The 26,485-nt window shown below is 34.1% G+C and carries 24 protein-coding genes, 1 pseudogene and 1 riboswitch; of the genes and pseudogenes, 11 read left to right on the plus strand and 14 right to left on the minus strand.

What is annotated here, in order from left to right:
• The first annotated feature begins 132 nt into the window (after positions 1 to 132).
• Complete coding sequence (locus BAQ46_RS07610; protein WP_000804868.1) at positions 133 to 591, plus strand: YkyB family protein; 459 nt, start codon at positions 133 to 135, stop codon at positions 589 to 591.
• 31 nt (positions 592 to 622) lie between these two features.
• Here the strand turns inward: BAQ46_RS07610 and BAQ46_RS07615 are convergent, their stop codons facing one another.
• Complete coding sequence (locus tag BAQ46_RS07615) at positions 623 to 1,285, minus strand: YkyA family protein (RefSeq protein WP_061132253.1); 663 nt, start codon at positions 1,283 to 1,285, stop codon at positions 623 to 625.
• Between the two features lie 649 nt (positions 1,286 to 1,934).
• The gene (locus BAQ46_RS07625; protein WP_071741815.1) at positions 1,935 to 2,576 is read right to left on the minus strand and encodes a diguanylate cyclase domain-containing protein; all 642 of its coding nucleotides are present in this window, start codon (positions 2,574 to 2,576) and stop codon (positions 1,935 to 1,937) included.
• A 169-nt stretch (positions 2,577 to 2,745) separates the two neighbouring features.
• On the opposite strand from BAQ46_RS07625, the pseudogene BAQ46_RS07630 reads away from it, so the two are divergent.
• A pseudogene (locus tag BAQ46_RS07630) lies at positions 2,746 to 2,991 on the plus strand (hypothetical protein).
• On the opposite strand, the gene BAQ46_RS07635 reads toward BAQ46_RS07630, so the two are convergent.
• On the minus strand, positions 2,931 to 3,431 hold the full coding sequence (locus BAQ46_RS07635) for a hypothetical protein (protein ID WP_000708168.1): 501 nt from the start codon (positions 3,429 to 3,431) through the stop codon (positions 2,931 to 2,933). The pseudogene BAQ46_RS07630 and the gene BAQ46_RS07635 overlap by 61 nt on opposite strands.
• A 425-nt stretch (positions 3,432 to 3,856) precedes the next feature.
• On the opposite strand from BAQ46_RS07635, the gene BAQ46_RS07640 reads away from it, so the two are divergent.
• From BAQ46_RS07640 to metE, 4 genes are all read left to right on the plus strand, one after another.
• Positions 3,857 to 5,398, plus strand: a complete 1,542-nt coding sequence (locus BAQ46_RS07640) for an MDR family MFS transporter (protein WP_061132251.1) — start codon at positions 3,857 to 3,859, stop codon at positions 5,396 to 5,398.
• A gap of 199 nt (positions 5,399 to 5,597) precedes the next feature.
• Positions 5,598 to 6,386 (plus strand): RNA-guided endonuclease TnpB family protein, encoded by a 789-nt coding sequence (locus BAQ46_RS07645; RefSeq protein ID WP_084638313.1) that lies wholly within the window; start codon positions 5,598 to 5,600, stop codon positions 6,384 to 6,386.
• A 159-nt stretch (positions 6,387 to 6,545) separates the two neighbouring features.
• Positions 6,546 to 7,103, plus strand: a complete 558-nt coding sequence (locus tag BAQ46_RS07650; RefSeq protein WP_002193785.1) for a PadR family transcriptional regulator — start codon at positions 6,546 to 6,548, stop codon at positions 7,101 to 7,103.
• Positions 7,104 to 7,454: 351 nt separating this feature from the next.
• Positions 7,455 to 7,642: riboswitch (cobalamin riboswitch) on the plus strand.
• A gap of 128 nt (positions 7,643 to 7,770) precedes the next feature.
• Positions 7,771 to 10,059, plus strand: a complete 2,289-nt coding sequence (gene metE / locus BAQ46_RS07655) for a 5-methyltetrahydropteroyltriglutamate--homocysteine S-methyltransferase (protein ID WP_071741816.1) — start codon at positions 7,771 to 7,773, stop codon at positions 10,057 to 10,059.
• A gap of 37 nt (positions 10,060 to 10,096) precedes the next feature.
• Here the strand turns inward: metE and comJ are convergent, their stop codons facing one another.
• Positions 10,097 to 10,486, minus strand: coding sequence for a competence protein ComJ (gene comJ / locus BAQ46_RS07660; RefSeq protein ID WP_000424017.1), 390 nt, complete (start codon positions 10,484 to 10,486; stop codon positions 10,097 to 10,099).
• Between the two features lie 36 nt (positions 10,487 to 10,522).
• Positions 10,523 to 10,957, minus strand: a complete 435-nt coding sequence (gene nucA / locus BAQ46_RS07665; RefSeq protein WP_000811499.1) for a DNA-entry nuclease — start codon at positions 10,955 to 10,957, stop codon at positions 10,523 to 10,525.
• A 236-nt stretch (positions 10,958 to 11,193) separates the two neighbouring features.
• On the opposite strand from nucA, the gene BAQ46_RS07670 reads away from it, so the two are divergent.
• Positions 11,194 to 11,943 (plus strand): DUF3967 domain-containing protein, encoded by a 750-nt coding sequence (locus BAQ46_RS07670; protein ID WP_000388462.1) that lies wholly within the window; start codon positions 11,194 to 11,196, stop codon positions 11,941 to 11,943.
• A 53-nt stretch (positions 11,944 to 11,996) separates the two neighbouring features.
• Here the strand turns inward: BAQ46_RS07670 and kinB are convergent, their stop codons facing one another.
• Positions 11,997 to 13,271, minus strand: coding sequence for a sporulation sensor histidine kinase KinB (gene kinB / locus BAQ46_RS07675; RefSeq protein WP_000420384.1), 1,275 nt, complete (start codon positions 13,269 to 13,271; stop codon positions 11,997 to 11,999).
• 309 nt (positions 13,272 to 13,580) lie between these two features.
• Here kinB and BAQ46_RS07680 point away from each other — a divergent pair, with 309 nt between their 5' ends.
• Both BAQ46_RS07680 and BAQ46_RS07685 read left to right on the plus strand, forming a co-directional pair.
• The gene (locus BAQ46_RS07680; RefSeq protein WP_000929285.1) at positions 13,581 to 13,781 is read left to right on the plus strand and encodes a hypothetical protein; all 201 of its coding nucleotides are present in this window, start codon (positions 13,581 to 13,583) and stop codon (positions 13,779 to 13,781) included.
• 123 nt (positions 13,782 to 13,904) lie between these two features.
• Entirely contained in the window at positions 13,905 to 15,068 is a 1,164-nt protein-coding gene (locus tag BAQ46_RS07685) for an aminotransferase A (protein ID WP_000434564.1), read from the plus strand.
• Between the two features lie 14 nt (positions 15,069 to 15,082).
• Here BAQ46_RS07685 and malR read toward each other — a convergent pair whose 3' ends face one another.
• The 4 genes from malR to BAQ46_RS07705 form a co-directional block, all read right to left on the minus strand.
• Complete coding sequence (gene malR / locus BAQ46_RS07690) at positions 15,083 to 16,105, minus strand: maltose operon transcriptional repressor MalR (RefSeq protein WP_000219043.1); 1,023 nt, start codon at positions 16,103 to 16,105, stop codon at positions 15,083 to 15,085.
• 279 nt (positions 16,106 to 16,384) lie between these two features.
• Complete coding sequence (gene malD / locus BAQ46_RS07695; RefSeq protein WP_071741817.1) at positions 16,385 to 17,227, minus strand: maltosaccharide ABC transporter permease MalD; 843 nt, start codon at positions 17,225 to 17,227, stop codon at positions 16,385 to 16,387.
• Positions 17,228 to 18,529, minus strand: a complete 1,302-nt coding sequence (gene malC, locus BAQ46_RS07700; protein WP_001194989.1) for a maltosaccharide ABC transporter permease MalC — start codon at positions 18,527 to 18,529, stop codon at positions 17,228 to 17,230.
• A gap of 65 nt (positions 18,530 to 18,594) precedes the next feature.
• On the minus strand, positions 18,595 to 19,854 hold the full coding sequence (locus BAQ46_RS07705) for an extracellular solute-binding protein (protein WP_061132249.1): 1,260 nt from the start codon (positions 19,852 to 19,854) through the stop codon (positions 18,595 to 18,597).
• A gap of 324 nt (positions 19,855 to 20,178) precedes the next feature.
• Here BAQ46_RS07705 and BAQ46_RS07710 point away from each other — a divergent pair, with 324 nt between their 5' ends.
• The gene (locus BAQ46_RS07710) at positions 20,179 to 21,939 is read left to right on the plus strand and encodes an alpha-glycosidase (RefSeq protein ID WP_000910090.1); all 1,761 of its coding nucleotides are present in this window, start codon (positions 20,179 to 20,181) and stop codon (positions 21,937 to 21,939) included.
• 40 nt (positions 21,940 to 21,979) lie between these two features.
• Here BAQ46_RS07710 and malL read toward each other — a convergent pair whose 3' ends face one another.
• Positions 21,980 to 23,656 (minus strand): oligo-1,6-glucosidase, encoded by a 1,677-nt coding sequence (malL, locus tag BAQ46_RS07715; RefSeq protein ID WP_000415194.1) that lies wholly within the window; start codon positions 23,654 to 23,656, stop codon positions 21,980 to 21,982.
• A gap of 261 nt (positions 23,657 to 23,917) precedes the next feature.
• Between malL and BAQ46_RS07720 the strand changes: the two genes are divergently transcribed.
• Positions 23,918 to 25,018, plus strand: a complete 1,101-nt coding sequence (locus BAQ46_RS07720; protein ID WP_000818923.1) for an ABC transporter ATP-binding protein — start codon at positions 23,918 to 23,920, stop codon at positions 25,016 to 25,018.
• A 55-nt stretch (positions 25,019 to 25,073) separates the two neighbouring features.
• Here the strand turns inward: BAQ46_RS07720 and BAQ46_RS07725 are convergent, their stop codons facing one another.
• From BAQ46_RS07725 to BAQ46_RS07735, 3 genes are all read right to left on the minus strand, one after another.
• Positions 25,074 to 25,583, minus strand: coding sequence for an SDR family NAD(P)-dependent oxidoreductase (locus BAQ46_RS07725; protein ID WP_000218426.1), 510 nt, complete (start codon positions 25,581 to 25,583; stop codon positions 25,074 to 25,076).
• 64 nt (positions 25,584 to 25,647) lie between these two features.
• The gene (locus BAQ46_RS07730) at positions 25,648 to 25,746 is read right to left on the minus strand and encodes a hypothetical protein (RefSeq protein WP_000145657.1); all 99 of its coding nucleotides are present in this window, start codon (positions 25,744 to 25,746) and stop codon (positions 25,648 to 25,650) included.
• 174 nt (positions 25,747 to 25,920) lie between these two features.
• Positions 25,921 to 26,376 carry an RDD family protein gene (locus BAQ46_RS07735; RefSeq protein WP_000769088.1) on the minus strand — a complete coding sequence of 152 codons (456 nt, stop codon included), beginning with the start codon at positions 26,374 to 26,376 and terminating at the stop codon, positions 25,921 to 25,923.
• Positions 26,377 to 26,485: the final 109 nt, after the last annotated feature.

Consider the following 26,485-nt stretch of genomic DNA (forward strand, 5'->3'; position numbering starts at 1 on the left):
CTATTATACAAAATAGTTGTTTTTTGTAACAATATTGCTTTAATATTGAAAATATATACAATCACTTTTTGCATATAATAAAAATCGCTTTTACTTATGGTATAATAATGAAAAATTGAAAGGAGATTTAATATGAAACCTTCACAACCACAATCTCAATTACAAAACCAACATTCTATTAATCGACTAGCTCAATCTATTTTCGTTGTGAATCGTCATGCTAAAGCTGCAACTAATCCGAAGTATTTATACTGGTTAAAAAAAACAGCTTTAGAACGCTTAATTACTGAAAAAAAAGCTATTAAAGAAGGATTACATTTCTCTAGAAATCCACGTTTTAGCCAACAACAATCTGATGTTCTTATACGTTTAGGTGATTACTTTTTCCATATTCCTCCTACAAAAGAAGATTTTCGAATCCTACCACATCTCGGTCATCTTGAATCCTCCTATCGAAATCCGAAAACAACCTTATCTTTAACAGTAGCAAAAAAAACACTTCAAGATTATATTGGTCCTGAAGCGCTAAAACAAGAAAAGAAATTAAGTGAACCTGTCCCATGGTATAGTCGTACCTATACAAAAAAATAAAACAGTTTGGCCAATTGTAGGCCAAACTGTTTTATTTTTTCTCTTCTTTAATTTTAATATTTGCTTGTTTATAAAAAGCAATTTTTTCTGTATTATAAGACTTCGTAAATTCATTAAACTTGTCTTTTTCTGATTCAATATCTTTATAAGACTGATTTACTACTTTTACTTTTTCACTAATATCTTTTAATTTCGTACCTTTATCTTGTAACATTGTATATAATTCTTTTTCTTGTTTTAACGATTTATTATAGCTATCATACATTTTGTTAAATGAATCATGTCGTTTCTCATATGTGCTTTTCACTTTATCCGCTTGATCTTTCAATTTCTTATCTTCAATTTTCTTCACATATGTATCTGCCGATTTCACTTCTTCTTGTGCCTTATTTAAAGATTCTTTTTCTTTTTTAAGCACTTTTTCTCGTTCATCTGTATTTTTCACTGCTTGGTTTAGTTTTTCCTTAACAGTTTGATTATTATCTTTTCCTTCTTGAACAATCTGGTTATATAATTCTTGTCCCTCTTTCTCTAAAGTTTCAAGTTTTTTTGCATCTTCAAACATTGTTTTTTCTTGCTTTGCAGCATTTTCAAATGCAACATATAATTCCTCTTCTGGTTTCGGCCCGAAACAACCCGCTAGTAAAGTCATTGATAATGCAGTTACAATTGCTAATTTACTATATTTCAACATCTTTTTCCTCCTACTTATATACGATCATCGTGTAAAAAGCTATGAAATTATATAACCTTCTATAAACTCCACACTCGCACCTTTTTCACGAAAATCATTCATATTGTTTATAATGCTTGTACAAATTGTATTACTTGAAATTACATTTTCCGTTTTTGAACTAAATAGCAGTTCCATATCCATCTTTTACTTGGCACTTTTTAAAACCTATTGATATTATGTATTACACAAAAGTACAACGGAATTCATCACAACCATAATAATTTGAAGAACAACAGTAATCATTCACCTGATAAAAGATGTTCGTTGTTCTCACACGTCTATCATTCTATCATTCCCTTTCCCGCTTTCTATCAAATAATCTCTTCGTTCATTTTACACAGTATAAATGCTATCTTGCAACAACTTACAATTATTCTTGCCATTCCCTAAAAAGGAAAAGTGTAGAGTATACTTTCCTCTACACTTTTAAAATGAAACACATTGTGCAAAATGCATTGACACATCCATCATAATTATATGCCTATTTCATATATTTTTAAAGACTTTTATTACAAAAAAAGTTCTTTTTGTAATAAAAGTCAAAAAAATGTTACAATAAAAACTTCTTCATATCATATTTCTTCAAATCAAAATTTCACTTATTTTTTTACAAATTTCTATGCTGGTACAATTGATTTTGTGCCTTTCTTAACAATTCTTCAAACGTTTTTCCTTCTATAGGATAGCTAGCAGCCCCAAATAATAGAGTCATACTTAACAAACCATTTTCTATTTCACTTTCAATATTTTTCATTAATCGGTTTGTTATTGTCGACTTTTCATGTCCGTTATCAATCGCCACAATCACATAATTATTTTCATCCCACTTCGTAACGACATCGCCTTTACGAATTGTCTTTACAATCGTGCTCTCCAATTTTTGTACTAACACCTCCAATTTTTTTTCTTGCACTGTTTCTTTTAGCCCTTTCCATTCTTTCACAGAAAGAATGTACACTGTAATATTATGAGAATCTCGTTCTGATAAAGCAGCTACTTTCTCAAAAAAATCAACTACAAAATCATTACTTGCCATTCCTCCTACTTCCGTATCCATACGCCCACTCGCTTTTTTATCATACCAATGTCCAAAATAATAGCTGAGTATCATTTGCAATATATAAATAATAAAGACGGTATAAAATGATCGCGAATCCAGTTTTGTAATTACATCCTGAAGCGCAATCCATTCTGTAACTGCCACTGTATTCCCAAGTAATAATCCACTAATTTTCCCTTTATGTTTCATACTTCACCTCCCTTCTATACCAATATATGTTTCTATAACAATTATGTTTTTCTACAAAATAAAAAATGTACATATTGAGTGTACATTTCCGCTTAAGCTTGTCTACCATTTCTATTCTATTCTATTTCATATATATGCCATGCATCATTTTAGAAATATGGTGACCTACATGCTACAAAAGAAAAATCTATCAGATATTATACGTTTACTATCGGGGTTTCTGTAGTCGCTAAAATTACTATTTAATTCTTTCGGAGTAAACTTCATTACATACAATCAAATCGACGCTATTGTAAATATGGATCGAACAAAAAAGGGAATCAAAAAGGAACCTTTCATACAGGTTCCTTTTTATCATTGCCGTACAACAACTTCATTTGTTTGCAACGGACCATATGATACTCCGTTATATTGAAATGTATATGTAGCCTGAAATAGTGTGTTTTTGAGTTCTTTATCTTTATTTGCTTTTATTTTACAAATTAATTCTACCTTCTCATTTGGTAATAAATTATCGATTCTCCACCTTACAAGCTGGAACAGAAACTCGCTCATCCCCTTATCAACCTTTAATGAATTTGGAATATAGGCAAAATAATCTCGAATCATATGACTTACTACAACTCGTGAAATCATTTCCATTCCTTTATTTTCAACTTCAATTCGAATAATAAGTATGTCGTTTACATCATAGGTCAGTTCATATGAAAATTTTTCTTTATACATACTACGGATTTGTAATGTAACTGCTACGTTAGGACATTCATTTTCCTTTTTTGAGCCATCAATCCATAATACCGGTTGTAGCGGTATTGAACGCCTTCCTTGATCCGGAATTCGTTTCCATATTTTCATAATAATATTCACCCCATTTCAGATGCATCATATCCATACGACCTTATTCTGCCTCTCTACACAATATTAATAAAGCTCGTTACAAACGATATATAGTTATTACTCTTCCTTTTATCCTATTCGACAAAGTAAAGAAAAAACCATTTTTCATCTGTTAACAGCAGGTATTCTTACTGAAATATTTTTTTACAATTTCCTTCATTGACTTTTTACCAATACTAAGTATTACTCACTCTTTCGCTGTCCATACAACAGAATATTTTGACGGAAGAAAAAGTTTGCCTTTTAGTCAAACTTGACTATAATATTCTTTATGGCTTTGTCAGTGCACTTGTGTAAATTGATTTTTAAAAATATATTTATAATTTTTATGCGCTGCACTCAAAACTTAATATAGTTTACTTATTATTAAAGGAGGGTTATCTTTGGAATCTCAATTATCAAAAAAAGACTCCAGCAAGACAAAATTTGTTGTTGCGGGTTTACTACTTGGTATTTTAATGGCGGCAATGGATAATACAATCGTTGCAACAGCAATGGCAACAATCGTTGGAGACCTAGGAGGATTTGACAAGTTCGTTTGGGTCACGTCTGCATATATGGTAGCAACAATGGCAGGAATGCCTATCTTCGGAAAACTTTCTGATATGTACGGACGGAAACGCTTTTATATTGGTGGCCTTATTCTTTTCTTGTTCGGTTCTGCACTTTGTGGAACAGCATCTAGTATTGAGCAATTAAGTATTTATAGAGCAATTCAAGGAATTGGTGGCGGAGCTCTTATGCCTATCGCCTTCACTATTATGTACGACATATTCCCACCAGAAAAGCGCGGAAAAATGACAGGGCTATTCGGTGCTGTTTTCGGAACATCTAGTGTATTCGGCCCTTTATTAGGTGCTTATATTACAGACTATATAAGTTGGCACTGGGTCTTCTATATTAATATTCCATTAGGACTTATCTCCTTCTTCTTCATTACGAAATATTATAGTGAATCTCTAGAATTTAGAAAACAAAAAATTGATTGGGCTGGCGCTATTACACTTGTTATTAGTATCGTTTGCTTAATGTTCGCATTAGAACTTGGTGGTAAAGAATACGCATGGGATTCTACTGTGATTATCGGCTTATTTACAACAGTTGTTATTATGCTTATTATTTTCTTCTTCGTAGAACGAAAAGCAACCGAGCCTATCATTTCTTTCCATCTATTTAAAAAACCTTTATTCGCAGCTAGCCAAGGTGTTGCCTTTTTCTATGGTGCCGCTTTTATCATCTGTACAGTTTATATCCCAATCTTCGTTCAAGGTGTTCTCGGTGGTTCAGCCTCAAATGCTGGATTAATTTTAACACCTATGATGATTGGCTCTGTAATTGGAAGTCAAACGGGTGGACAGTTAGCTTCTCGAACAAGTTATCGTAACATTATGATGGCATCTGGCGTTTTCTTCGTTCTTGGCATTTATTTACTAAGCACTTTAACAATGGACACACCTCGCCTACTCGTAACACTATTTATGGTTCTCGCTGGACTTGGTGTTGGTTTCTCATTCTCAGTTTTAAGTATGTCTTCGATTCACAAATTAGAAATGAGAGACCGTGGTTCTGCTACATCAACAAACTCATTTTTCCGTTCACTCGGTATGACTCTTGGTGTAACAATTTTCGGTACAATTCAAAATCATATTTTTACAGATAAACTAAACACTCTCTTCCCACCTGAACTAGCAAAATTAGCTCCAAAGGGTGGAGACACAAGTTTCTTATTATCACCAGGTGCTACCGATAAAATACCAACTGAAATATTAACTGGTATTAAAGAAGCTCTAGCTACATCTATTGCCAGTACATTCTTCTGGGCACTGATCCCGGCTGTACTAAGTATTATTTGCATTTTACTTATGGGAAATGAGCGTCTTTTTACAGGACCAAAAACGAAACAAAAACAAAAGCAGGTAAGTTAGTATAGAAAAAAGAAACGGCATACCCTTTATGAAAAAGGGTATGCCGTTTATAATATATAAAGTAAATCTTTGATCAGTAAGGAACCATTCCTACTGGTTATTATCCCTCACCAATCGGGATCAAGTTTCTATATACAGGAGAAAGAAACAGTAAACAAAAACATAGACAAAAGTGTGCATATATAGCAAAAAAGTAATTATGAAACAATATAAACCAAAAGAATTTTCAGAAATGCTTAATGTCTCTGTTAAGACATTGCAAAGGTGGGACAATCAAGGTGTTTTAACTGCTTACCGAAACCCAAAAGGAAGATATTTTGTATCTGTACTTTGCGAATTGGAAGAAATGGCAACAAAGTTAGCACTCAATAAAATAGGTCTAGGGATTGATTTAGGAGTGAAGGATTTTGCTACACGTAGCGATGGTATCGTTCATGAAAACATCAACAAAACAATAAAAGTAAAAAAGATAGAAAAACGGTTAAAACGTGAACAACGCTCTTTAGCACGTAAATTTGAAAATCTAAAAAAAAGAGGTGAAAAATCTGTTACTAATAAAAGAGTGAATATAGATAAAAATGTTCTTAGAGTGCAAAAGTTGTATGCTCGATTAGCGAATATTCGAATAGAATATGTAAAGTCTATTGTAACGAATGTGGTGAAAACCAAACCAACGTTTATTACAGTGGAAGATTTGAATGTGAAAGGTATGATGAAGAATAAACATTTATCTAAAACAATTGCCAAGCAGTCTTTTTTTACTTTTAAAACGTGGCTTTTGACGAAATGTGAGGAATATGGAATTGAATTACGTCAAGTAGACCGGTTTTATCCATCGTCAAAGTTATGCTCATGTTGCAGTCAAAAGAAAGCGGATTTAAAGCTATCTGACCGAGTATATACATGTGAATGTGGCAATGTAATGGATAGAGATTTGAACGCAGCGATCAACCTTTTACAAGCAAAAGAATATACAATACTAACGTAAATAGTTTGTATATATGTACGGTGGGCTACATCGGAATTTACGCCTGTGGAGTGTCACAGCAAACTGTAGTAGCAAGTGATTAGCGAGGCAGGGCACGTAGAAGCAGGAATACTCTAAGAATATACATTTGTCTATATTTTTAGTAGCAGTTGAGACAGCATGAGCATGAAATTAGTCATTCTCGGCTTACTACTCGAAGGAGATAAACATCCATATGAAGTGCAGCACATCATGAAAGAAAGACAAATGGACTGTTACATTAAATATGCAAAAGGATCACTTTACTATGCCTTTGAGCAATTAGAAAAACAAGGGGCAATTCGTGTTACAACTATTGTTCGAGATACAAATAGACCAGATAAAACAATTTTTCATATAACAGACGAAGGTAAGCGGTTATTTCACACATTACTATTAAAACAATTCGAGGCAAAAAATCAAATATATAAACCAATTTATTCGGCACTCTCTTTCACTCATTTTGGTAATGATGAAGAGTTAGTTCCTATTTTAGAAAAAAAGAAAAATGACACCATTCAATATTTACATAATATGCAAACTATATATGATAGTAGCAAAGGACACATCCCACGTGCACAGCGATATATTTTGCAAAGCGTTATTGAACATATTACAGTCGAATTGCAATGGTTAAACACCCTTCTTGCAGATGCTGTTGCCGGGCGACTTTCAGAAATTGATATAGATACGGATTAAACTTTTAAAATAGAAACTGTAAAATGACAATATAGTTATTTTATTTCAAAGTCTAAAACAAGTATAACCCCATTCTAATTTAGGTTGGGGTTATGCTTGTTTAATTTTCTATATAAGATAAACCAATTATTTAATAACATAACTGGCATCTTATGTATGTATAGGTACCCATTTCTTTATAAATTTAATTGCACTTTATTTCAATTCTCCTCATGTTTCTTCACTCTAAAAAATCAGAAAAATACAAATAATTAAAATAAAAAACTTTAGAATTTTCTTATTTCAAAACAGTAGACAAAATTCCAAAAATTGTGTTAGAATTTGTTTCAATATCATATCGCTTGTTAAATTCCTTTCAAAAGGAAAATGGGTACACGAACAGTTTGTTTCGTGTTTAAAAGGGAAGCTTGGTGAAACTCCAACACGGTCCCGCCACTGTAAATGCTGAGATTTCTTTTTAATGCCACTGTGAAAACGGGAAGGTGAAAGAAATCATATGAAGCATAAGTCAGGAGACCTGCCTGTTTTAACAACACTGATAGATTCACGGATGATGATGAGGTGTTAAAACAAAAAGGAAGGCTTATTTTCTATGCCTATATGCTTTTTGTTATAGGTATTTCCTAGTAAACGGAAATGCTTACTTTCAATTAGGGAGGAATTTGAAATGGCAATTCAAACAAGTAACTTAGGTTATCCACGTATCGGACTACAACGAGAGTGGAAAAAAACATTGGAAGCTTTTTGGTCTAATAAAATTGATGAAGAACAATTTTTAACAACAATGAAAGAAATTCGTCTTCAACACGTTAAAGCACAGCAAGAAAAAGGGATTGAACTTATTCCAATTGGCGACTTTACATATTACGATCACGTTTTGGATACTGCTTATATGCTAGGATTTATCCCATCACGTTTTTCTCAGTTTACATCTTACCTTGATGTATATTTCGCAATGGCGCGTGGCTCTAAAGATCACGTAGCTTCCGAAATGACAAAATGGTTTAACACAAACTATCATTATATCGTTCCAGAATATGAAGAGGGATTACAAATCTCTTTAAAAGATAATCGTCCACTTCGCTTATACGAAGAGGCAAAACAAGAATTAGGAGTAGATGGAAAACCTGTTATTTTAGGACCATATACTTTCTTGAAATTAGCTAAAGGCTATACACAAGAGCAATTTGCTACTATTTTAAAACAGTTAGTTGCACCTTACGTACAACTGCTTTCAGAACTACATGCAGCTGGTGCACAAATCATTCAAGTTGATGAACCGATTTTCGCTTCTTTAACGAAAGAAGAAGTTCAACAAGCAAAAGAAATTTATGAAGCTATTCGTAAAGAAGTTCCAAATGCGAATCTTCTTTTACAAACATATTTTGATAGTGTAGAAGAAAACTATGAAGAAATCATTACATTCCCAGTATCAAATATTGGATTAGATTTCATTCATGGTAAAGAAGGTAATCTACATGCTATTTCAAAATATGGATTCCCAGCTGATAAAACTTTAGCTGTTGGTTGTATAGATGGCCGTAACATTTGGAGAGCCGATCTTGATGAAGTTCTTACGTTATTTACAACGTTACAAAAACAAGTCCAAACGAAAAACTTCATCGTTCAGCCTTCTTGTAGCTTATTGCATACGCCAATCGATAAAACAGAAGAAACTCACTTATCGACTGAGCTATTTGACGCGTTGGCATTTGCAAATCAAAAATTAGAAGAGTTAGTTCTTATTCATTCCGCTCTAACTCAAGGTACAGAAAGCATTCGTAATGAGCTGGAAACATATCGAAATGTACATCATACAATTCGTTCATCTGCTGCACGTAACCGAGAAGATGTCAAAGCAGCACGAACAGCACTAAAAGAAGAAGATTTTTCACGACCTCTTCCATTTGAAAAACGATATGAATTGCAACAAGTTGCTTTGAAGTTACCGTTGTTACCAACAACAACTATCGGTAGCTTCCCGCAAACAACTGAAGTTCGCCAAACGCGAAAAGAATGGCGTAACGGTGTTATTTCAAATGAACAATATGAACAATTTATTGAAAAAGAGACAGAAAAATGGATTCGTTACCAAGAAGAAATTGGTCTTGATGTTCTTGTACATGGTGAGTTTGAAAGAACTGACATGGTCGAATATTTTGGTGAACGCCTTGCTGGTTTCTCATTCACTAAAAACGGTTGGGTGCAATCATACGGTTCCCGCTGCGTAAAACCACCTGTTATTTATGGTGATGTAGCCTTTATTAACGGAATGACTATTAAGGAAACTGTTCATGCACAAAGCTTAACAGAGAAAGTTGTAAAAGGCATGTTAACTGGACCTGTTACGATTTTAAATTGGTCCTTCGTTCGAAATGACATTCCAAGAAAAGAAGTTTCATATCAAATTGCATTAGCTCTTCGTCATGAAATTGAACTACTTGAATCTTCCGGAATTCGAGTAATTCAAGTCGATGAGCCAGCACTTCGTGAAGGAATGCCACTAAAAGAAAAAGATTGGGACGCTTATATTACATGGGCAGTACAATCCTTCCTTTTAGCCACTTCATCTGTAGCAAATGAAACACAAATTCATACTCATATGTGTTACAGTAACTTCGAAGATATCGTTGATGTGATTCGCGCATTAGATGCAGATGTGATTTCTATCGAAACATCAAGAAGTCACGGTGAATTTATTGATACATTAAAACATACAACATATGAAAAAGGCATCGGTCTAGGTGTATATGATATTCATAGCCCACGTGTACCAAGTAAAGATGAAATGTATAAAATCGTAGAACAATCTTTAAAAGTATGCGATCCTAAATATTTCTGGATTAATCCTGATTGTGGTTTAAAAACGAGAAGAACAGAAGAAGTTATTCCAGCTTTAGAGCACATGGTGCAAGCGGCAAAAGACGCTCGTTCCTTGCTAAAAACAAACGCATAATAAAAATGGGGTATCCTTTTTGAGGATACCCCATTCTTTATTCTTTACTTTCAAAAAAGAATTCATATTGTATTTTATATAATTCATCATCCGTTGGTTCTTCAAGGGGTGTTGCCTGTAATACAACCGTATACTCTCCATTTGGAATAGGAATTTGAAATTTATTTGAAAGAATACTTGTTACAACGATACATTCATTTTCAACTGTAAAAGGAACTGTAACCGTTCTAATTACTTCTTCTTTCTCAATATGTTTCCCTGGGGTCACTTTTACTTCACAAGTATAATCAGAAAGTGCTTCAAAAATAACAGTTCCATCCGTCTTCGCATAACCTCTCTCAAAATCTTCATCCGTCCAGTCAACGTAAGGCTGATCACCGTCATAGTTCATCAACATTAATTGCGAATACGAAATTGTTAACTCCATCGTTTCCCTCCTCCTTCATTATGAAATATACAACTACTACTTTACGTCAAATTTTACACGCGTACCATCTGGGTATTTATCTAACTTATTTCCTACCCAAGAGCCTGCTCCGCGATTATCTGCTGGACTTATATATTCGATGTGCGCTCCTTTTCCGCCTTCTTTACACATCGCCATTGGCCATTCATCACGATCATACCCTTTTTTTGATGGGTATGGAGCTAACGATAATTTTCTTCTATCCGCAGCGCCACCACGGTCGATTGTACACACTTCTGAATGCCCTTCTTTTATAGCATCCGTAATATGTTTCCCTGTCTCTGGGTATCGATCTTTCGGAAATTCTAGAACTTGATCATACGCATTTGTTTTTTTAATACTTGTTTCCTCTGGAACAAGCACTTCATACACCGCTACTACAATAGAAAGAATTGCAATAATTGAAATGATAATACCTTTTAATTGCTTCATGTATACCTCCATGATTCTACCAGTTTCTTTTCCTCAGTTATTATAACAAACTTCTCCTGTATATGTTTTCAGACATTATTTTAGCTCTTCTTCGCCATTCCGCTAAAAACTCTCATTTTTCTTCATCTTTTCACTAATGCTGTAGAAAACTAATAACCTTCCGACATTCTTTTTCAAAGGAAGTCCTCATAAAAGATTGAAATGATATATACGATACTTTTTGGGGAGGAAATATTATGGAAGCTACCTATAAAACGAAAGATGTGACGAATAAAACAGGCATCCCAAAACATATAGTCCGCAAATATAGTCAACTGTTAGAAGAACATGGTTATATAATTTCCAAAACAGCTGATGCTCGTATTTATAAACTTGATGATTTAAAACTATTGAAATCTATACATGAAAGAGCTGCTACATTGCAGGAAGATATTTCAGAAACGATACCAATTATTTTAAAAGAAAAAGAGGCCCCACCTGTACCAGTTATACAAAATACGCAAGAAATACAACCGAAAGAAAAAGAAGATGGGCGCAACTTCGAGGAATTCATGTTAAAACTTGAAATGCTCGCTCAACTAAATGAAGCCATTATTCATCAAAATTCTACCCTTATTACCCAAAATCGTTTAAAAGATGAAAAGCTAGATGAGTTGATGCAACAAGTTTATGTAAAAGAAGGATCTCAGGAAAAAATGCTACAAGAGTTAGTGGATCATGCCGCTCAAACAGATGCTCTGCAAAAAGAAAAGATGGACTTATTAATGAATCATATGTATAAACGAGAATCTAAACAAGAAGAAAAAATGAATAAACTCGTAAATCAAATTTATAATAAAGATAGCAACCGTGATGCACAACTTATGCAAGTAATTCGCGAAATTCAAGAAACAAAAAGATTAGTCGCCGCTTCAAAAGAACAAAGCTTTTTCCAATCATTTAGAAGTTTATTTAGCCGAACAAAACAAGAAAAAACAACTGAATAGCATAATATATTTTTTCTAATATAAAATAAAAAGTTACCTTCTATCGGTAACTTTTATTCCTTATTTCTTACAGCTGGCAATATAATAATCGCTTCAGTTCCTTTCCCACTTTCACTTTTATATTCCAGCGTACCATTATGCGCTTGTAAAATACTAAATGTTACCATTAGTCCTAATCCTGTCCCTTTTTCTTTTAAAGAATAATACGGTTGTCCGAGCCTTGCTAATTGTTCTTTCGTCATTCCAACACCACTATCTTTAACTCTTATTACAATCGTTTCATCTTTTTGTATAGCCGTTACTTTTAAATATCCTTTATTTCCTTGAATTGCTTCAATACCATTTTTAACAACATTCATAATGGCTTGCTTCAATTTCGTTTTATCACCGATCGTATAAAGACTTTCAGAAATCTCAACTTGCAAATATACACCTTGCATCGCTGCAAATGATGACATAAGAGTCGTCATTTCTATTAATTGAGCTGATAAGCAAATATGTTCTTTTTTCTCAATTTGTGGCCTTGCTAAATTTAAATAATCTGAAATAATTTGTTCTGCCCGGTCCAATTCAGCTAATACGAGACGCATATAATCCTTGTTCTTCACATCTTCCGTACTTTCTAGCAATTGAATAAAACCACGAACAACAGTGAGCGGATTTCGAACCTCATGTGCAACACTTGCTGCTAACTCACTTACAATATTAAGTTTCTCTGACTTTTGCATCTCTGTACGTAGTATTGCATTTTCATTTAAATATTCTGTTAAGTACACCTGAAATACCATTGTCATAACCATAATAAGCGAAGCAAATATATATCCGCTATATAAGTGTGAAACATATGGTGTAAACCCCGTTTCTAACAGAACGTTAATCATACCAATCACTAAAGAAACAAGTACGTACAATGATGAAATCATAAATGCTAAAATTAGCTTCTTATCCCTTGAAAATAGAGACCATTTCTTTGATAAAAATAATGGAACTATCAATAGAAATATTACTTCTATGACTGGAAGAAGGTTTATGCCCTTTAGCGCCCATTCATAGATAACAAAAATAACGGCCGGGATTAAACCAACAATCCCACCATATAAAAAACCACTAACAATTGGGATTGGGTGAAAGTTATACCCGCAAACGTCCCCAAAACAAATAGAATATGTCATAGAGAGAACGAGTGTAATGCTAGATAAAAACATAATAAAGTAGCGGTTCGGCTTCGGAGGCATTTCTTGATAACGATTTAAACGAATCGCTTCGTATAAAAATAGTGGCAAAATAATGATTGCAATTTGGATCATTAAATCACGGATAAGCTCCATAGCCTCTCATCCCCTATATGTATTTTGATATGATTATATCATTTTACAGGTTTGTTTGTTTTAAAATTTTGATTTTTCTTAACATATTTGTTAATTCTTTGTTAACAACACATAATAATTGTTACAGATTTTCGAAATGAATGTAAACCCTGTACCAAATTTCTGCCCGACAGTATACAATGAATACGGATTACAAAGAAAATAAAAAATACTTCATAAGACGGACAACTATAGCAAAATACAGCATATAATCCATACTATCTATGTTTACAAATAAGTGATCATTATTTTAGTAGGAGGAAGATAAATATGGCGGGTACTACGCTTGTTTTAAAAGAAGAAAATTTGGTCGTTCTAGAAAACGTTGAAAAATCAGTGTATGAAGAGTTACAGCATAAAACAGGAGAAGAAAATTGCACATGCGCTGTGAATGAATCAGTTGTTCACCTTGGCAAAGTATCCTCTGTACTTTGGAATGAAGATGAAATAGATTGGGAATACGGATATTAAAAAGTCGCTTACAGCGGCTTTTTTTCTATTATTCCTCTCTTTCTACATACCATATACGCAAGCGAAATGATAGAAAATATGTTAAAATGAACTTAATTTTCAAACGGAAGAAAGGGAGATACAATGGAACAATTCATTAACCCTAGAGTAAAGGACATCCAAATTTCTGGAATCCGTCAATTCTCTAACATGATTCAAAACTATGATAATCTTATCTCTTTAACAATTGGACAACCTGATTTTCCTACACCTTCTCTCGTAAAAGAAGCGGCAAAACGGGCTATTACAGAAAATTATACAAGCTATACACATAACGCTGGTTTACTAGAGTTACGCAAGGCAGCTTGTAACTTTGTAAAAGATAACTATGATTTACATTATTCACCTGAAAACGAAACCATCGTTACAATCGGTGCTAGTGAAGCAATTGATGTTGCATTTCGAACGATTTTAGAGCCAGGAACAGAAGTCATTTTACCTGCCCCTATTTATCCAGGGTACGAACCGATTATTCGATTATGCGGCGCAACACCTATTTTTATCGATGTTCGTGAAACTGGCTTCCGTTTAACAGCCGAAGCACTGGAAAAGGCCATTACAGAAAAAACAAGATGCGTCGTACTGCCGTATCCTTCTAATCCAACTGGTGTAACTTTATCAAAAGAAGAACTACAGGATATTGTAGATGTTTTAAAAGATAAAAATATTTTCGTTCTTTCTGATGAAATTTATAGCGAACTTGTATATGAACAAACACATACATCGATCGCTCATTTCCCAGAAATGCGTGAAAAGACTATCGTCATTAACGGTTTATCAAAATCGCATTCTATGACTGGCTGGCGTATCGGTCTATTATTCGCACCAAACTATTTAGCTGGGCATATATTAAAAGTTCATCAATACAACGTAACGTGCGCTACTTCAATCGCTCAATATGCTGCAATTGAAGCTTTAACAGCTGCTAAAGATGCACCAAAAATGATGCGTCATCAATACAAAAAACGACGTGATTACGTATATAATAGACTCATTCAAATGGGCTTAACAGTTGAAAAGCCAACAGGTGCATTTTACTTATTCCCATATGTTGGCCATTTAACATCTTCATCATTTGATTTTGCACTTGATCTTGTGAAAGAAGCTGGACTTGCCGTCGTTCCTGGAACAGCATTCTCTGAATATGGTGAAGGCTACCTTCGCTTATCCTATGCATATAGTATTGAAACTTTAAAAGAAGGCTGTGACCGTTTAGAAGCCTTTCTACAACAAAAAGCTAAGAGTTAAACTCTTAGCTTTTTTTATGCATAATGATCGCAAGTTTGACGCTTCAGTAATTTATGCGGAATAATGATACACTTTGCAGTAGACTCCGCATTCTCTACTTTATCAACTAAAGCTTTTGCTGCCTCATATCCTAGCTGATATATATTCACGTCAACTGTTGAAAGCGGAGGACTCGCAATTTCTGATAATAAAGCATTATTAAAGCTTACAATTGAAACATCCTTCGGTACAACGAATCCTTTTTTAGAAAGTGCACTTAGCACACCAAGTCCAATCAAGTCATCCGTTGCCATAATTGCTGTCGGTGGTTGCTTTAGCCCCATTAATTCCTCCACGGCTTGTTGACCACTTTCTCTTGAAAAATCAAAATGTAAAATATACTCTTTCGGCAATACAATGTCTGCTAATTTTAAAGCATCACTCATACCAGCCAAACGATCTCTCGTCACAAGTAAATCTGATCCACCGCCGATGAACGCGATTTGTTTATGACCTAATGAAATCAAATATTCTGCTACTTCTCTTGCAGCTGTATAATTGTCATTATCTACATATGTAATTTCTTCTTTACGATCATATGGTTTCCCGATTAATACGAACGGGAAATTTTGTTTATGTAAATATTGAATAATCCGATCATTCTCTCTTGAATATAAAAGAATAATGCCACCAATTTGGCGCCCCTGCACCATCTTTACAACACCATTAAAAATTTCATCTTCCGTTTCACCTGTCGACATATAAAGCGCATACCCTTCCACATGTGCAAACGAACTAATCCCTCTTATAACTTCTGGGAAAAACGGATTTTGAAAAGCTTTACTTGCAGAACTTGGCATAACAAGGCCAAGTGTTTTTGTTGTTTGGTTAGCTAGGTTTCTTGCGTTTAAATTAGGATGATACCCTAGTTCACTCATTACTTTCCGAACACGACGCTTTGTTTTTTCACTTATACTTGGATTATCAGCAATTACACGAGAAACGGTAGATGGTGCTACATTCGCCTTCTTCGCCACATCTTTAATTGTAACTGTCATAAAAATCCCCTCCTTTCACTTCTCTGCCATTTTATATATTTTCATCTTGCACCCGTTGCAAGTAATAGGGGAAGTCATAAACTTTCATTGATTCTATCTTGTAAAACCTATCATATTCTCCCTCTCCATGTATTGTAAGGGATAGAGCTCTTTTTTCCTATACTATAATATACTATTTATTTCACTTCTTTTCATATGGGATGTCAAATCTCTTTTCATCTCCCTATAAAATGTTTTATAGGAAGATGAAAAGAAAAATGGGACATAATGTCCCATTTTTCATCCTTTCGTACCTCCAGCAGTTAAACCAGAGATAAAGTATTTTTGTAGTGATAGGAATAAAATTGAAATTGGGATTGCAATCAATACGGAACCCGCTGCGAACGTTGTAAATTCATTCCCAAATTTCTTCGCCACCATTTCATATAATCCAACTGCTAACGTATAATTTTCTGGTGTGCGCAAAATAATACTCGCTAAAATAAAATCTGTAAATGGGCCGATGAAAGTAAATAACGCTACAACCGCTACGATTGGCTTTGCAAGTGGCATAATGATTTGCCAAAAAATACGAAAATGTCCTGCTCCATCCATACGAGCTGACTCATCCAATTCTTTCGGGATCGTATCAAAATACCCTTTCATAAGCCATGTATTCATTGGAATTGCCCCGCCTACATAAATTAAAATTAATGCAAGGTGTGTATTAATTAATCCTGTTAACTGTGCTAATACGTATAAAGCGATTAACGCTGCAAAGTTTGGAATCATTTGCAAAATTAAAAATGTTAATAAACCATTTTTTCTTCCAACAAAACGGTATCTCGAAAATGCATAAGCAGTAAAACTAATTGCTAACACTGAAAAAATCATCGTTAAAACACTTACTTTTAATGTGTTTTTATACCATAGTAAATAATTACTATTCTCTAAATCTAATAACTTACGATAATGATCTAGCGTTGCATTTTGCGGAATAATACTTGATCCAGATAAACTATCACCCGGATTAAACGATGAGCCAATAATCCATAATAATGGATAGAAAATGATGGCACACATTACGAAAATAACGAGATAACTTAATGAGAGACGTAACATCTTTTGTCTTTTAATATTCATTTACATCATATCCTCTTCTTGGAATGATTTTGTTCTCTTAAATTGCCATAACGCAACTGTAATAACGATTAACGATAAGATCATTGTAAGAGCTGCTGCTTTTCCGTACTGCGCGGAAGTCATCGTTAACTTATAAATCCATGAAATTAAAATATCTGTTCCACCTGCGTCTTGTCCAGCTACAGCAGGACCTCCGCCGTTAAATAGATAGATGATACTAAAGTTATTAAAGTTAAACGTATATTGCGTAATTAATATTGGTGCTGTTGCATATAGAACAAGTGGCAATGTAATTTTACGAAACTGTTGCCAAGCTGTAGCTCCATCTACTGTAGCCGCTTCGTATAATTCTCCTGGAATCGATTGCAGTATACCTGTTGTCATTGCAAAGACGAACGGGAATCCAAGCCACGTTTGAATCATAATTAAAGCAATCTTCGCCCAAAATGGATCTGTCATCCAAGCAATCTTTTCAATTCCGAATAAAGCTAATACTTGATTGTTAATCGCTCCAAATGTTTCATTAAACATACCAGAGAAAACAAGAATAGATACGAATGCTGGGACCGCCCACGGTAAAATGAAGATTGTTCGAATAATCGCCTTCCCTTTAATACCAGGCTGATTTACGATAATCGCTAAGAAAATACCAAGTGCAACTTGTAATGTCGTTGCAACGAATGTCCAGATGACAGTCCAAGAAAATACACTTAAAAACGTTTCTCTCCACATCGGTAATGTAAAGATATCAATAAAGTTTTTAAATCCTACCCAATCTACTAATTTAGCTGGAGGAGAATGATATAAATCATAGTTCGTAAATCCAATTAAAATTACGAAAATGATTGGAAATACAACGACAAAGATAAGTAATAAAAACCCTGGTGAAACCATTAAATACGGAAAACCTTGGTCTAGTAAATTACGGTATTGCTCTTTTACAGAGTTTAACGGTGTTCCTATATCCCGTTTCTTTCCGTTTTGGTATGCATCATATAAATTAAATGCATATATTCCGAGTCCAAACACGATGACAATGAGTGCCAAGATTCCTTCTACTAATAGAAAGACAGAATGGTCACGTGGAACTTCTGTACCAAGCGTTACAATTCCCCATAATCCCATATTTAATAAATCAGCAAAGGCTACAATAAATGAACCTGTTAATACTAGAAAAATAAGACCTTTTACAAATTGTTTATTATACATTTGACCCACGCCTGGAATGATTGATAACATGGTTGCCATTTTCCTATGTTTTGAACCGTTTAAGCCGTTTGCTGGTTCCATAGATGTTTGCATGTTCCTTCCCCCTTTTTTCTTGGGAGAGAATTCGTGCCCCTCATATTAGAGGCACGAATTTCACCTTATTTTTTCTTACTATGATTTGCCTCAATATTACCTTTAATTTGCTTCACTGCATTATCAAGTGCTGCTTTTGGTGCCTCTTTATCCGTAACAACTAATTGAAGCGCATCTCCAGCTGGTTTCCATACTTCTTGCATTTCTGGAATGTTTGGCATTGGAATTCCATTTTCAGATTGTGTTGCAACTGCTTTTGCAGCTTCGTTATCTTTAATAATTGGATCTTCCATTACTGCTTTTACTGGAGGAATTTCTTTCGTCTTCTCAAATCGAATTTTTGCGTTTTCTTCATTCGTTACCCATTCAGTGAACTTTGTAGCTAAATCATTTTGTTTAGAGAAACTTGTTACATGCCATCCTTTAACCCCAACAAACGTTTTCATTGGTTGACCATTTGGTAATTTCGGCATTGGAGCAACGCCATAATCAATTCCGTTCTTTTCCATTGCTTGGAACGCCCAAGGGCCGTTCATGATAGATGCTGCTTTTCCTTCATTAAATAGCCCATCAGCAGCAGGTCCACCAGATTCACCGATAATACCTTTCGGGAATAACTTTTCTTTGTACCATTTTTGAAGATACTCAGCACCTTGTACTGCTCCGCTATTATTTAATCCAACATCACTTGCATTTGGCTTTCCATCTTTTTCACCAAACACATAACCACCCATACCTGCCATGAATGCATTAGCAAAGTAGAAGTTATCTCCTAATGCTAAAAATCCGTACTTGCCATCTTTCGTAAATTCTTTTGAGAAGTTAAACAGCTCGTCCATCGTTTCTGGCGCTTTTGGCATTAGTTTTTTATTGTAAATAAAGACTGGTGTCTCAATTGCTTTTGGTAAACCATATAATTTTCCGTTATATGTCTGTGCTTCTATTGATGAATCAGTAAATTTACTCTTTACAGCATCATCAGCTTTCACTTCAGAAAGTAAACCTTCTGTTACTGCATTTCCGATTTGATCATGTGGCAATGTTACAACATCTGGTCCCGTCCCCGCTGGTCCATCAAGGCGTAACTTCTTCACTTGATCTGTCATTTGCATTTCAACAACTTTTACTTTTACTTTATATTTTTCCTCAAAGCTTTTCACTGCTGGTTCTAAACCAACACCTTTTTTATCATCTTCCCAAACGAGTAAATCGTAATCTTTCTTTGCTTTACTTTCTTCTTTTTTCCCTGAATCTTTCGGTCCACATGCAGATAACATACCAATTGCTAATGCTGAAACCGTTAATAATGATAATGCTTTCTTCATCCCAAAAACCTCCCTGAATTGTATATGTACCTTACTAATTGAAAACGTTTGCATTGAATAGTTTAATAGAAGCGCAAACGATATCTCAATCTATGAAAACGTTTGCGCTATTTGTCTATCATTATACATTCTTTTATTCATTTTGCAAATATTAATTTTAAAAATATTATTACTACACTCTTTATAGATTGACTTTATATGAAATGAATACTACTCTTATAAGCAATATTAAAGCTATGCAAAAAGCAATCGTTTGCAACATATGCTTTATTATTATACTTAAGGGAACAATATGCATAGAGATAGTAAAGGGGGATTTTTTATATGCTTAAAGACGCCATCTATCATAGGCCAAAAGATAATTACGCATACGCTTACGATGAAAAAACGATTCATATCCGAATACGTACGAAAAGAGACGATGTTCAAAGCACCAATCTTATTTATGGTGATCCTTATGAATGGACAGACGGGAAGTGGATTTCTTCAAGTGCACCAATGAAAAAAACTGGTTCTACTGCATTATTTGATTATTGGTCCATTTCCATCGAGCCAAAATTTAAGCGCTTACGTTATGGATTTGAATTAAAAGCAGAGACAGAAACGCTTATTTATGCAGAACGCGGATTTTTTTCTAGCATTCCAAATGATGACGTTGGTAACTTTTTCTGTTTTCCATTTATTCATGCAAATGATGTATTCAAAGCACCTTCCTGGATTAAAGATACTGTTTGGTATCAAATTTTCCCAGAACGGTTCGCTAATGGAGATCATACGTTGAATCCAGAAAACACCCTTCCTTGGGGAAGCGCTGAACCAACTCCAACTAATTTTTTCGGCGGAGATTTTGCTGGTATTATGCAAAACCTCGATTACCTTGTTAAGCTTGGAATTTCGGGAATATATTTCACACCTATTTTCAAAGCACATTCAAACCATAAATATGACACAATTGACTACATGGAAATCGATCCGCAATTTGGCACAAAAGAAACATTCAAAGAACTCGTTGAGGCATGTCATACACACGGTATAAAAGTAATGCTCGATGCCGTATTCAATCACAGTGGATACTTTTTCGATAAATTTCAAGACGTACTAGAAAATGGTGAACAGTCAGCATATAAAGAATGGTTTCATATTCATGAGTTCCCAATTAGAACTGAGCCACTTCCGAATTATGATACTTTCGCGTTTACACCGTATATGCCGAAATTAAACACTGCACACCCGGATGTAAAAGAATACTTACTTGAAGTAGGGCGTTATTGGGTAAAAGAATTCAATATAGACGGTTGGCGCCTTGATGTAGCAAATGAAGTCGACCATAAATTTTGGAGAGAGTTCCGAAGTGAGATAAAAGCATTAAATTCTGAAGTATATATTTTAGGAGAAATTTGGCACGATGCACTTCCTTGGCTACAAGGAGATCAATTTGATGCTGTAATGAGCTACCCTGTTACAAACGCTCTACTGTCTTACTTTGCTAACAATTCCATTAAGGCAAATGAATTTATGAAACAAATTATAGAATCTCTACATTCCTACTCTATGAATGTAAATGAAGCAGCATTTCATTTATTAGACAGCCATGATACACCAAGAATATTGACAACATGTAACGGAGATAAAAATAAGTTAAAGTTACTTTATGTATTCCACCTTTCTTTCATCGGCTCTCCTTGTATTTATTATGGAGACGAAATTGGTATGGATGGCGGTATGGACCCCGATTGCCGCAAATGTATGGTTTGGGATACGAAAGAACAAGATCATCTATTATTTACACATGTACAAACATTAATTTCGTTACGAAAGCAATATAAAGCATTTGGAGGACATGGTACTTTCCAATTCATTGAAGCAAATGATGAACATAATTATATTTCTTATACAAAAACATATGAAGATGAAACTATCTTTTTCGTTTTAAATCCGACTAATAGTGATATTACAGCTTCACTGCCTCTCCATGTTACTGGAAAGAAAATCATTAATATTTATACAAACGAAGAATTTTCAGCGGAAGCAAGTGTATTACAAGTTACACTTCCTCCATATGGATTCTCCATATTAAAATGGTAACCAAAAAAATCCTTATACCAAAGTGGTATAAGGATTTTTCTTATTTCAATTTGAACACGATTGCTTCATACGGACGTAATGTCATGTTATCTATCGGTCCATTCTCTACGTCGTAATTGTGTATAAATAACTCTGCTTCACTATAACTAATGTCCTCAGGCAATTCAAATACACATTCTTCCGCAGTAAAGTTTGCAATAACAAGAAGTTTTTCTTCTCCATACGTTCTTACATATGCAAAAATAGATGGATTATTCTCCAATATTAAATCATATGATCCATACACAACTATTTCGTTATTTTTGCGTAACTCAATTAACTTTTTATAATAATAAAAAATTGAATCTTTATTTTGGATCGCTTGTTTCACATTGATTTCTTTATAGTTAGGGTTTACCGTAATCCAGGGCTCACCTGTTGTGAATCCAGCATGATCTTTATCATCCCACTGCATCGGTGTTCTAGCATTATCTCTGCCTTTTATATAAATAGACTGCATCACTTTATCTATATTTTCACCGCGCTCTATCACTTTTTCCTTATACATATTTAATGTTTCAATATCTCGATATTCATCAATCGATTCAAATCGAACATTTGTCATTCCGATTTCTTCGCCTTGATAAATATAAGGTGTTCCTTTCATCATATGAAGCACCGTCGCTAACATTTTCGCAGATTCAATGCGATACATTCCATCATTACCAAAACGAGATACAACACGAGGCTGATCATGGTTATTCCAATACAGACTATTCCAGCCTGTATGTTCTAATGCTTTTTGCCACTTCGTTAAATTCTCTTTTAAAGTAAGAAGTGAACATGGTTTTACATCCCATTTTCCGCCTTCTCCTGAGTCTAAATCCATATGTTCAAATTGGAATACCATCTGCAGTTCTTTTCGTTCTTCCCCGGTATACAATTTCGCTTCTTCTGTCGTTACACCAGGCATTTCACCAACCGTCATAATATCATAATGAGACAATACTTCTTCATTCATTTCATGTAAATATTTATGAATGTTTGGACCGTTCATAAAATACTTATGACCTGAAACATACCCCTCTTCTTCTGTTTCAACAGCTGGTAATCCCTCTTCTTTAGAAATAAAATTAATAACATCCATACGGAAGCCATCAATTCCTTTTTCTAACCAAAACTTCATCATTTCATAAACATCTTGTCTTACCTTTTCATTATCCCAATTTAAATCTGGCTGTTTTTTAGAAAACAGATGTAAATAATATTCATCTGTCATTTCATCATACTGCCATGCAGATCCGCTAAACGCTGCTCCCCAGTTATTCGGCTCTTTTCCTTCTTTTCCAGGGCGCCATATATAGTAATCTCTATATTTATTATCTTTTGATTTACGTGATTCAATAAACCAATTATGTTCATCAGAAGTATGATTAACAACTAAGTCCATCATAAGTTTCATATTACGTTCATGCATTTCATGTAATAGCTCATCCCAATCTTCCATTGTTCCGAACTCATTCATAATTTTACAATAATCACTTATATCATAACCATTATCATCATTTGGAGATTCATAGACTGGTGATAACCAAATTACATCAATCCCTAATTCTTTTAAGTAATCTAACTTTGAAATAATACCGCGAAGATCCCCGATGCCATCACCGTTGCTATCCATAAAGCTACGAGGATAAATTTGATATACTACACTTTCTTTCCACCACTGTTTTTCCATTATGCTACCCCATTTCATTCATAATTCGATTTTCTCTTTTTAAGGCGCAAACGTTTTCATTAATGAATGATAACAGATTCTATCTTAATTTAAAATAGCGCTTACAACTTTTATTCTTATTTTTCTAAGAAAACATATGAAAATCACTAATAACTATCCAATATATGAAAACGTTTTATTTTTTTGTTTATTTTTTGAATCTATTCGTTTATAATGAACTCAAAGAAAACGTTTGCATAATTATTTCTAGGGGGAAATACCATGGCAGAACTGAAATTAGAAAACATTTATAAAATATATGATAATAATGTAACAGCTGTAACAGACTTCAATTTACACATTCAAGATAAAGAATTTATCGTATTTGTCGGTCCTTCTGGATGCGGAAAATCTACAACATTACGAATGGTTGCTGGACTAGAAGATATTTCAAAAGGAGAGTTTTCAATTGATGGTAAGCTAATGAATGATGTCCCTCCAAAAGATCGCGATATCGCAATGGTCTTCCAAAACTATGCCCTATATCCACATATGAGTGTATATGATAATATGGCATTTGGATTAAAACTTAGAAAAATACCAAAAGATGAAATTGATCGTCGTGTAAAAGATGCAGCAAAAATTTTAGGACTGGAACAATATTTAGATAGAAAACCGAAAGCATTATCTGGTGGACAACGTCAACGTGTTGCGTTAGGGAGAGCAATCGTTCGAGACGCGAAAGTGTTCTTAATGGATGAGCCATTATCTAACTTAGACGCTAAATTACGTGTTGCAATGCGCTCAGAAATTTCTAAGTTACACCACCGCCTTGGTACGACAACAATTTATGTAACGCATGATCAAACTGAAGCGATGACAATGGCTTCTCGTCTTGTTGTTATGAAAGACGGAAAAATTCAACAAATCGGTACTCCAAAAGAAGTATATGAAACACCTGAAAACATTTTTGTTGGTGGATTTATCGGCTCTCCAGCGATGAATTTCTTCCGTGGTAAATTAACTGAAACCGATTTCGTTATAGACAATGCTGCAAAAATTAAAGTAACTGAAGGAAAAATGAAGATATTACGTGAACAAGGCTATGTAAATAAAGACATTGTTTTAGGTATTCGTCCTGAGGACATTCATGATGAACTATTATTTTTAGAAGCTTCACAATCTACTGCCTTCACAACAAAAATTGAAGTTGCTGAGTTATTAGGTGCTGAATCTATTTTATATATGAAACTTGGAAATCAAGATTTTGCAGCACGTGTTGATGCAAGACATACATTTTCACCTGGTGACCAAATTAAACTAGCATTTGATATGAATAAAGCGCATTTCTTTGATAGTCAAAACGAACAACGCATTCGTTAAAAAATAATTTTCATACAAAAAAACCGTCCACATATATTGAGGGCGGTTTTCACTATTATACGAGGGCTTCTACTGTATGAAATGATTGTCCTTTCGTGCTAATAATACCGAAAATCGGTAAGTCACTTAGCACCACTTCTTCTTGCTGTTTCATAAAAGATGACGTTAATTGTTTTATCTCTATCCATACGTCATTAATACAAAGTACATTGGAATCGTTCTCTTGTTGGCGTGAAAATATAGAATCTATTTTATATAAACCAGCATTTTGAAAAAGCATATCAATGCGACTGAATGCATTCAAAGTAATGCTGATTACGCGTTGCCAATCTCCTTGTTTTTCCATATTATAGGATACAAAAAGTGCTTCTCCGCCTAGATTCGTAATTTCCTCCACTGTTGCTTGTCCACTTTCTTGATCAATGTCCGTCACAATTACTTTTGCACCTTGTTTAGCCAACAAAAGAGCTGTATTACGTCCAATACCGATGCCACCGCCAGTTACGATAGCAACTTTTCCTGCAAGCTTCATTTTCATTACCCCTTCTATAAGTCTTACCGTCATTCAGTATACTCCTTTATGAGATTAGTCTGCAAGCAAGAAAAGTTGCTTATTCATTTGTAAACGGTTACTTTTTTACTCCTTCTTTTTTCTTACTATTACGCTGATCGAAAACTAAACCGATGAAAATTAAAATCCCCCAAAAGATTACGCTACCTCCAGTCACTTCAATTTCCCCCTTATTATATAAACATATTATTTTAATCATTATAACATTTTCTTAATTTTCAATCTATTAAATTCAAAAATGATATAGATTAACTTTTTCCCTATTATATATCCACTAAAATATATTTGTATAACAAAAAGAGACCTTTTTACATAAAAAGGTCTCTTTTTGTTATACAAGACTTATCACTTTCGTTTTTGTAATTAAATCCTGAAAACCACAATTATCTTTGCGGAATAACATCATATATACGTTACATAATATCGGAATTCCAAGCAGTAATATGTTCGGTAATAACAATACAAAAAATCGAATCGTTAATGTTTGTAATGTTAACTTTTCACTCTTCAATGAAATTAATTTTATTCTCGTTACCTTTTTACCAAGTGTTACACCGTTCCAAATAAAGGGTAGCAAAATAAAATATATCGCCATTAATATAAAAACTACTGCAAGATCATATCTATAATCGCCAAAACTAATATTAAAGCGATTAAAAATAGCACTATAATTTCCAGTCATAACAGCTACTACTGCACCATACATAACCGAGATTAAAAACATGTCAATTAGGGAAGCACCTATGCGGTTCATTACAAGCGCTGGACGATGCATCTTTAACTTCATTTTTATGTCGACTCCTTCATATCCTTCTTTACCCGTCTCATCGTACCACTTCTAAAAAACATTGTAAACTAGCGTTTCTCTTACTTTTCTTGTACAATGTGTTACAACA

This window comes from Bacillus paranthracis, from assembly GCF_001883995.1.
In the GTDB taxonomy this organism is placed as follows: domain Bacteria; phylum Bacillota; class Bacilli; order Bacillales; family Bacillaceae_G; genus Bacillus_A; species Bacillus_A paranthracis.

Excerpts from the sequence above, each read along its gene's own strand:
- BAQ46_RS07680 (WP_000929285.1), top strand. The coding sequence starts at position 13,581 with ATGGCGGGTACTACGCTTGTTTTAAAAGAAGAAAATTTGGTCGTTCTA.
- BAQ46_RS07625 (WP_071741815.1), bottom strand. The coding sequence starts at position 2,576 with ATGAAACATAAAGGGAAAATTAGTGGATTATTACTTGGGAATACAGTG.
- malC (WP_001194989.1), bottom strand. The coding sequence starts at position 18,529 with ATGCAAACATCTATGGAACCAGCAAACGGCTTAAACGGTTCAAAACAT.
- comJ (WP_000424017.1), bottom strand. The coding sequence starts at position 10,486 with ATGGAGTTAACAATTTCGTATTCGCAATTAATGTTGATGAACTATGAC.
- kinB (WP_000420384.1), bottom strand. The coding sequence starts at position 13,271 with ATGGAGCTTATCCGTGATTTAATGATCCAAATTGCAATCATTATTTTG.
- BAQ46_RS07610 (WP_000804868.1), top strand. The coding sequence starts at position 133 with ATGAAACCTTCACAACCACAATCTCAATTACAAAACCAACATTCTATT.
- BAQ46_RS07710 (WP_000910090.1), top strand. The coding sequence starts at position 20,179 with ATGCTTAAAGACGCCATCTATCATAGGCCAAAAGATAATTACGCATAC.
- BAQ46_RS07735 (WP_000769088.1), bottom strand. The coding sequence starts at position 26,376 with ATGAAGTTAAAGATGCATCGTCCAGCGCTTGTAATGAACCGCATAGGT.
- BAQ46_RS07685 (WP_000434564.1), top strand. The coding sequence starts at position 13,905 with ATGGAACAATTCATTAACCCTAGAGTAAAGGACATCCAAATTTCTGGA.
- BAQ46_RS07645 (WP_084638313.1), top strand. The coding sequence starts at position 5,598 with ATGAAACAATATAAACCAAAAGAATTTTCAGAAATGCTTAATGTCTCT.
- metE (WP_071741816.1), top strand. The coding sequence starts at position 7,771 with ATGGCAATTCAAACAAGTAACTTAGGTTATCCACGTATCGGACTACAA.
- malD (WP_071741817.1), bottom strand. The coding sequence starts at position 17,227 with ATGAATATTAAAAGACAAAAGATGTTACGTCTCTCATTAAGTTATCTC.
- malL (WP_000415194.1), bottom strand. The coding sequence starts at position 23,656 with ATGGAAAAACAGTGGTGGAAAGAAAGTGTAGTATATCAAATTTATCCT.
- BAQ46_RS07725 (WP_000218426.1), bottom strand. The coding sequence starts at position 25,583 with ATGACGGTAAGACTTATAGAAGGGGTAATGAAAATGAAGCTTGCAGGA.
- nucA (WP_000811499.1), bottom strand. The coding sequence starts at position 10,957 with ATGAAGCAATTAAAAGGTATTATCATTTCAATTATTGCAATTCTTTCT.
- BAQ46_RS07720 (WP_000818923.1), top strand. The coding sequence starts at position 23,918 with ATGGCAGAACTGAAATTAGAAAACATTTATAAAATATATGATAATAAT.
- BAQ46_RS07635 (WP_000708168.1), bottom strand. The coding sequence starts at position 3,431 with ATGAAAATATGGAAACGAATTCCGGATCAAGGAAGGCGTTCAATACCG.
- BAQ46_RS07650 (WP_002193785.1), top strand. The coding sequence starts at position 6,546 with ATGAGCATGAAATTAGTCATTCTCGGCTTACTACTCGAAGGAGATAAA.
- malR (WP_000219043.1), bottom strand. The coding sequence starts at position 16,105 with ATGACAGTTACAATTAAAGATGTGGCGAAGAAGGCGAATGTAGCACCA.
- BAQ46_RS07615 (WP_061132253.1), bottom strand. The coding sequence starts at position 1,285 with ATGTTGAAATATAGTAAATTAGCAATTGTAACTGCATTATCAATGACT.
- BAQ46_RS07705 (WP_061132249.1), bottom strand. The coding sequence starts at position 19,854 with ATGAAGAAAGCATTATCATTATTAACGGTTTCAGCATTAGCAATTGGT.
- BAQ46_RS07670 (WP_000388462.1), top strand. The coding sequence starts at position 11,194 with ATGGAAGCTACCTATAAAACGAAAGATGTGACGAATAAAACAGGCATC.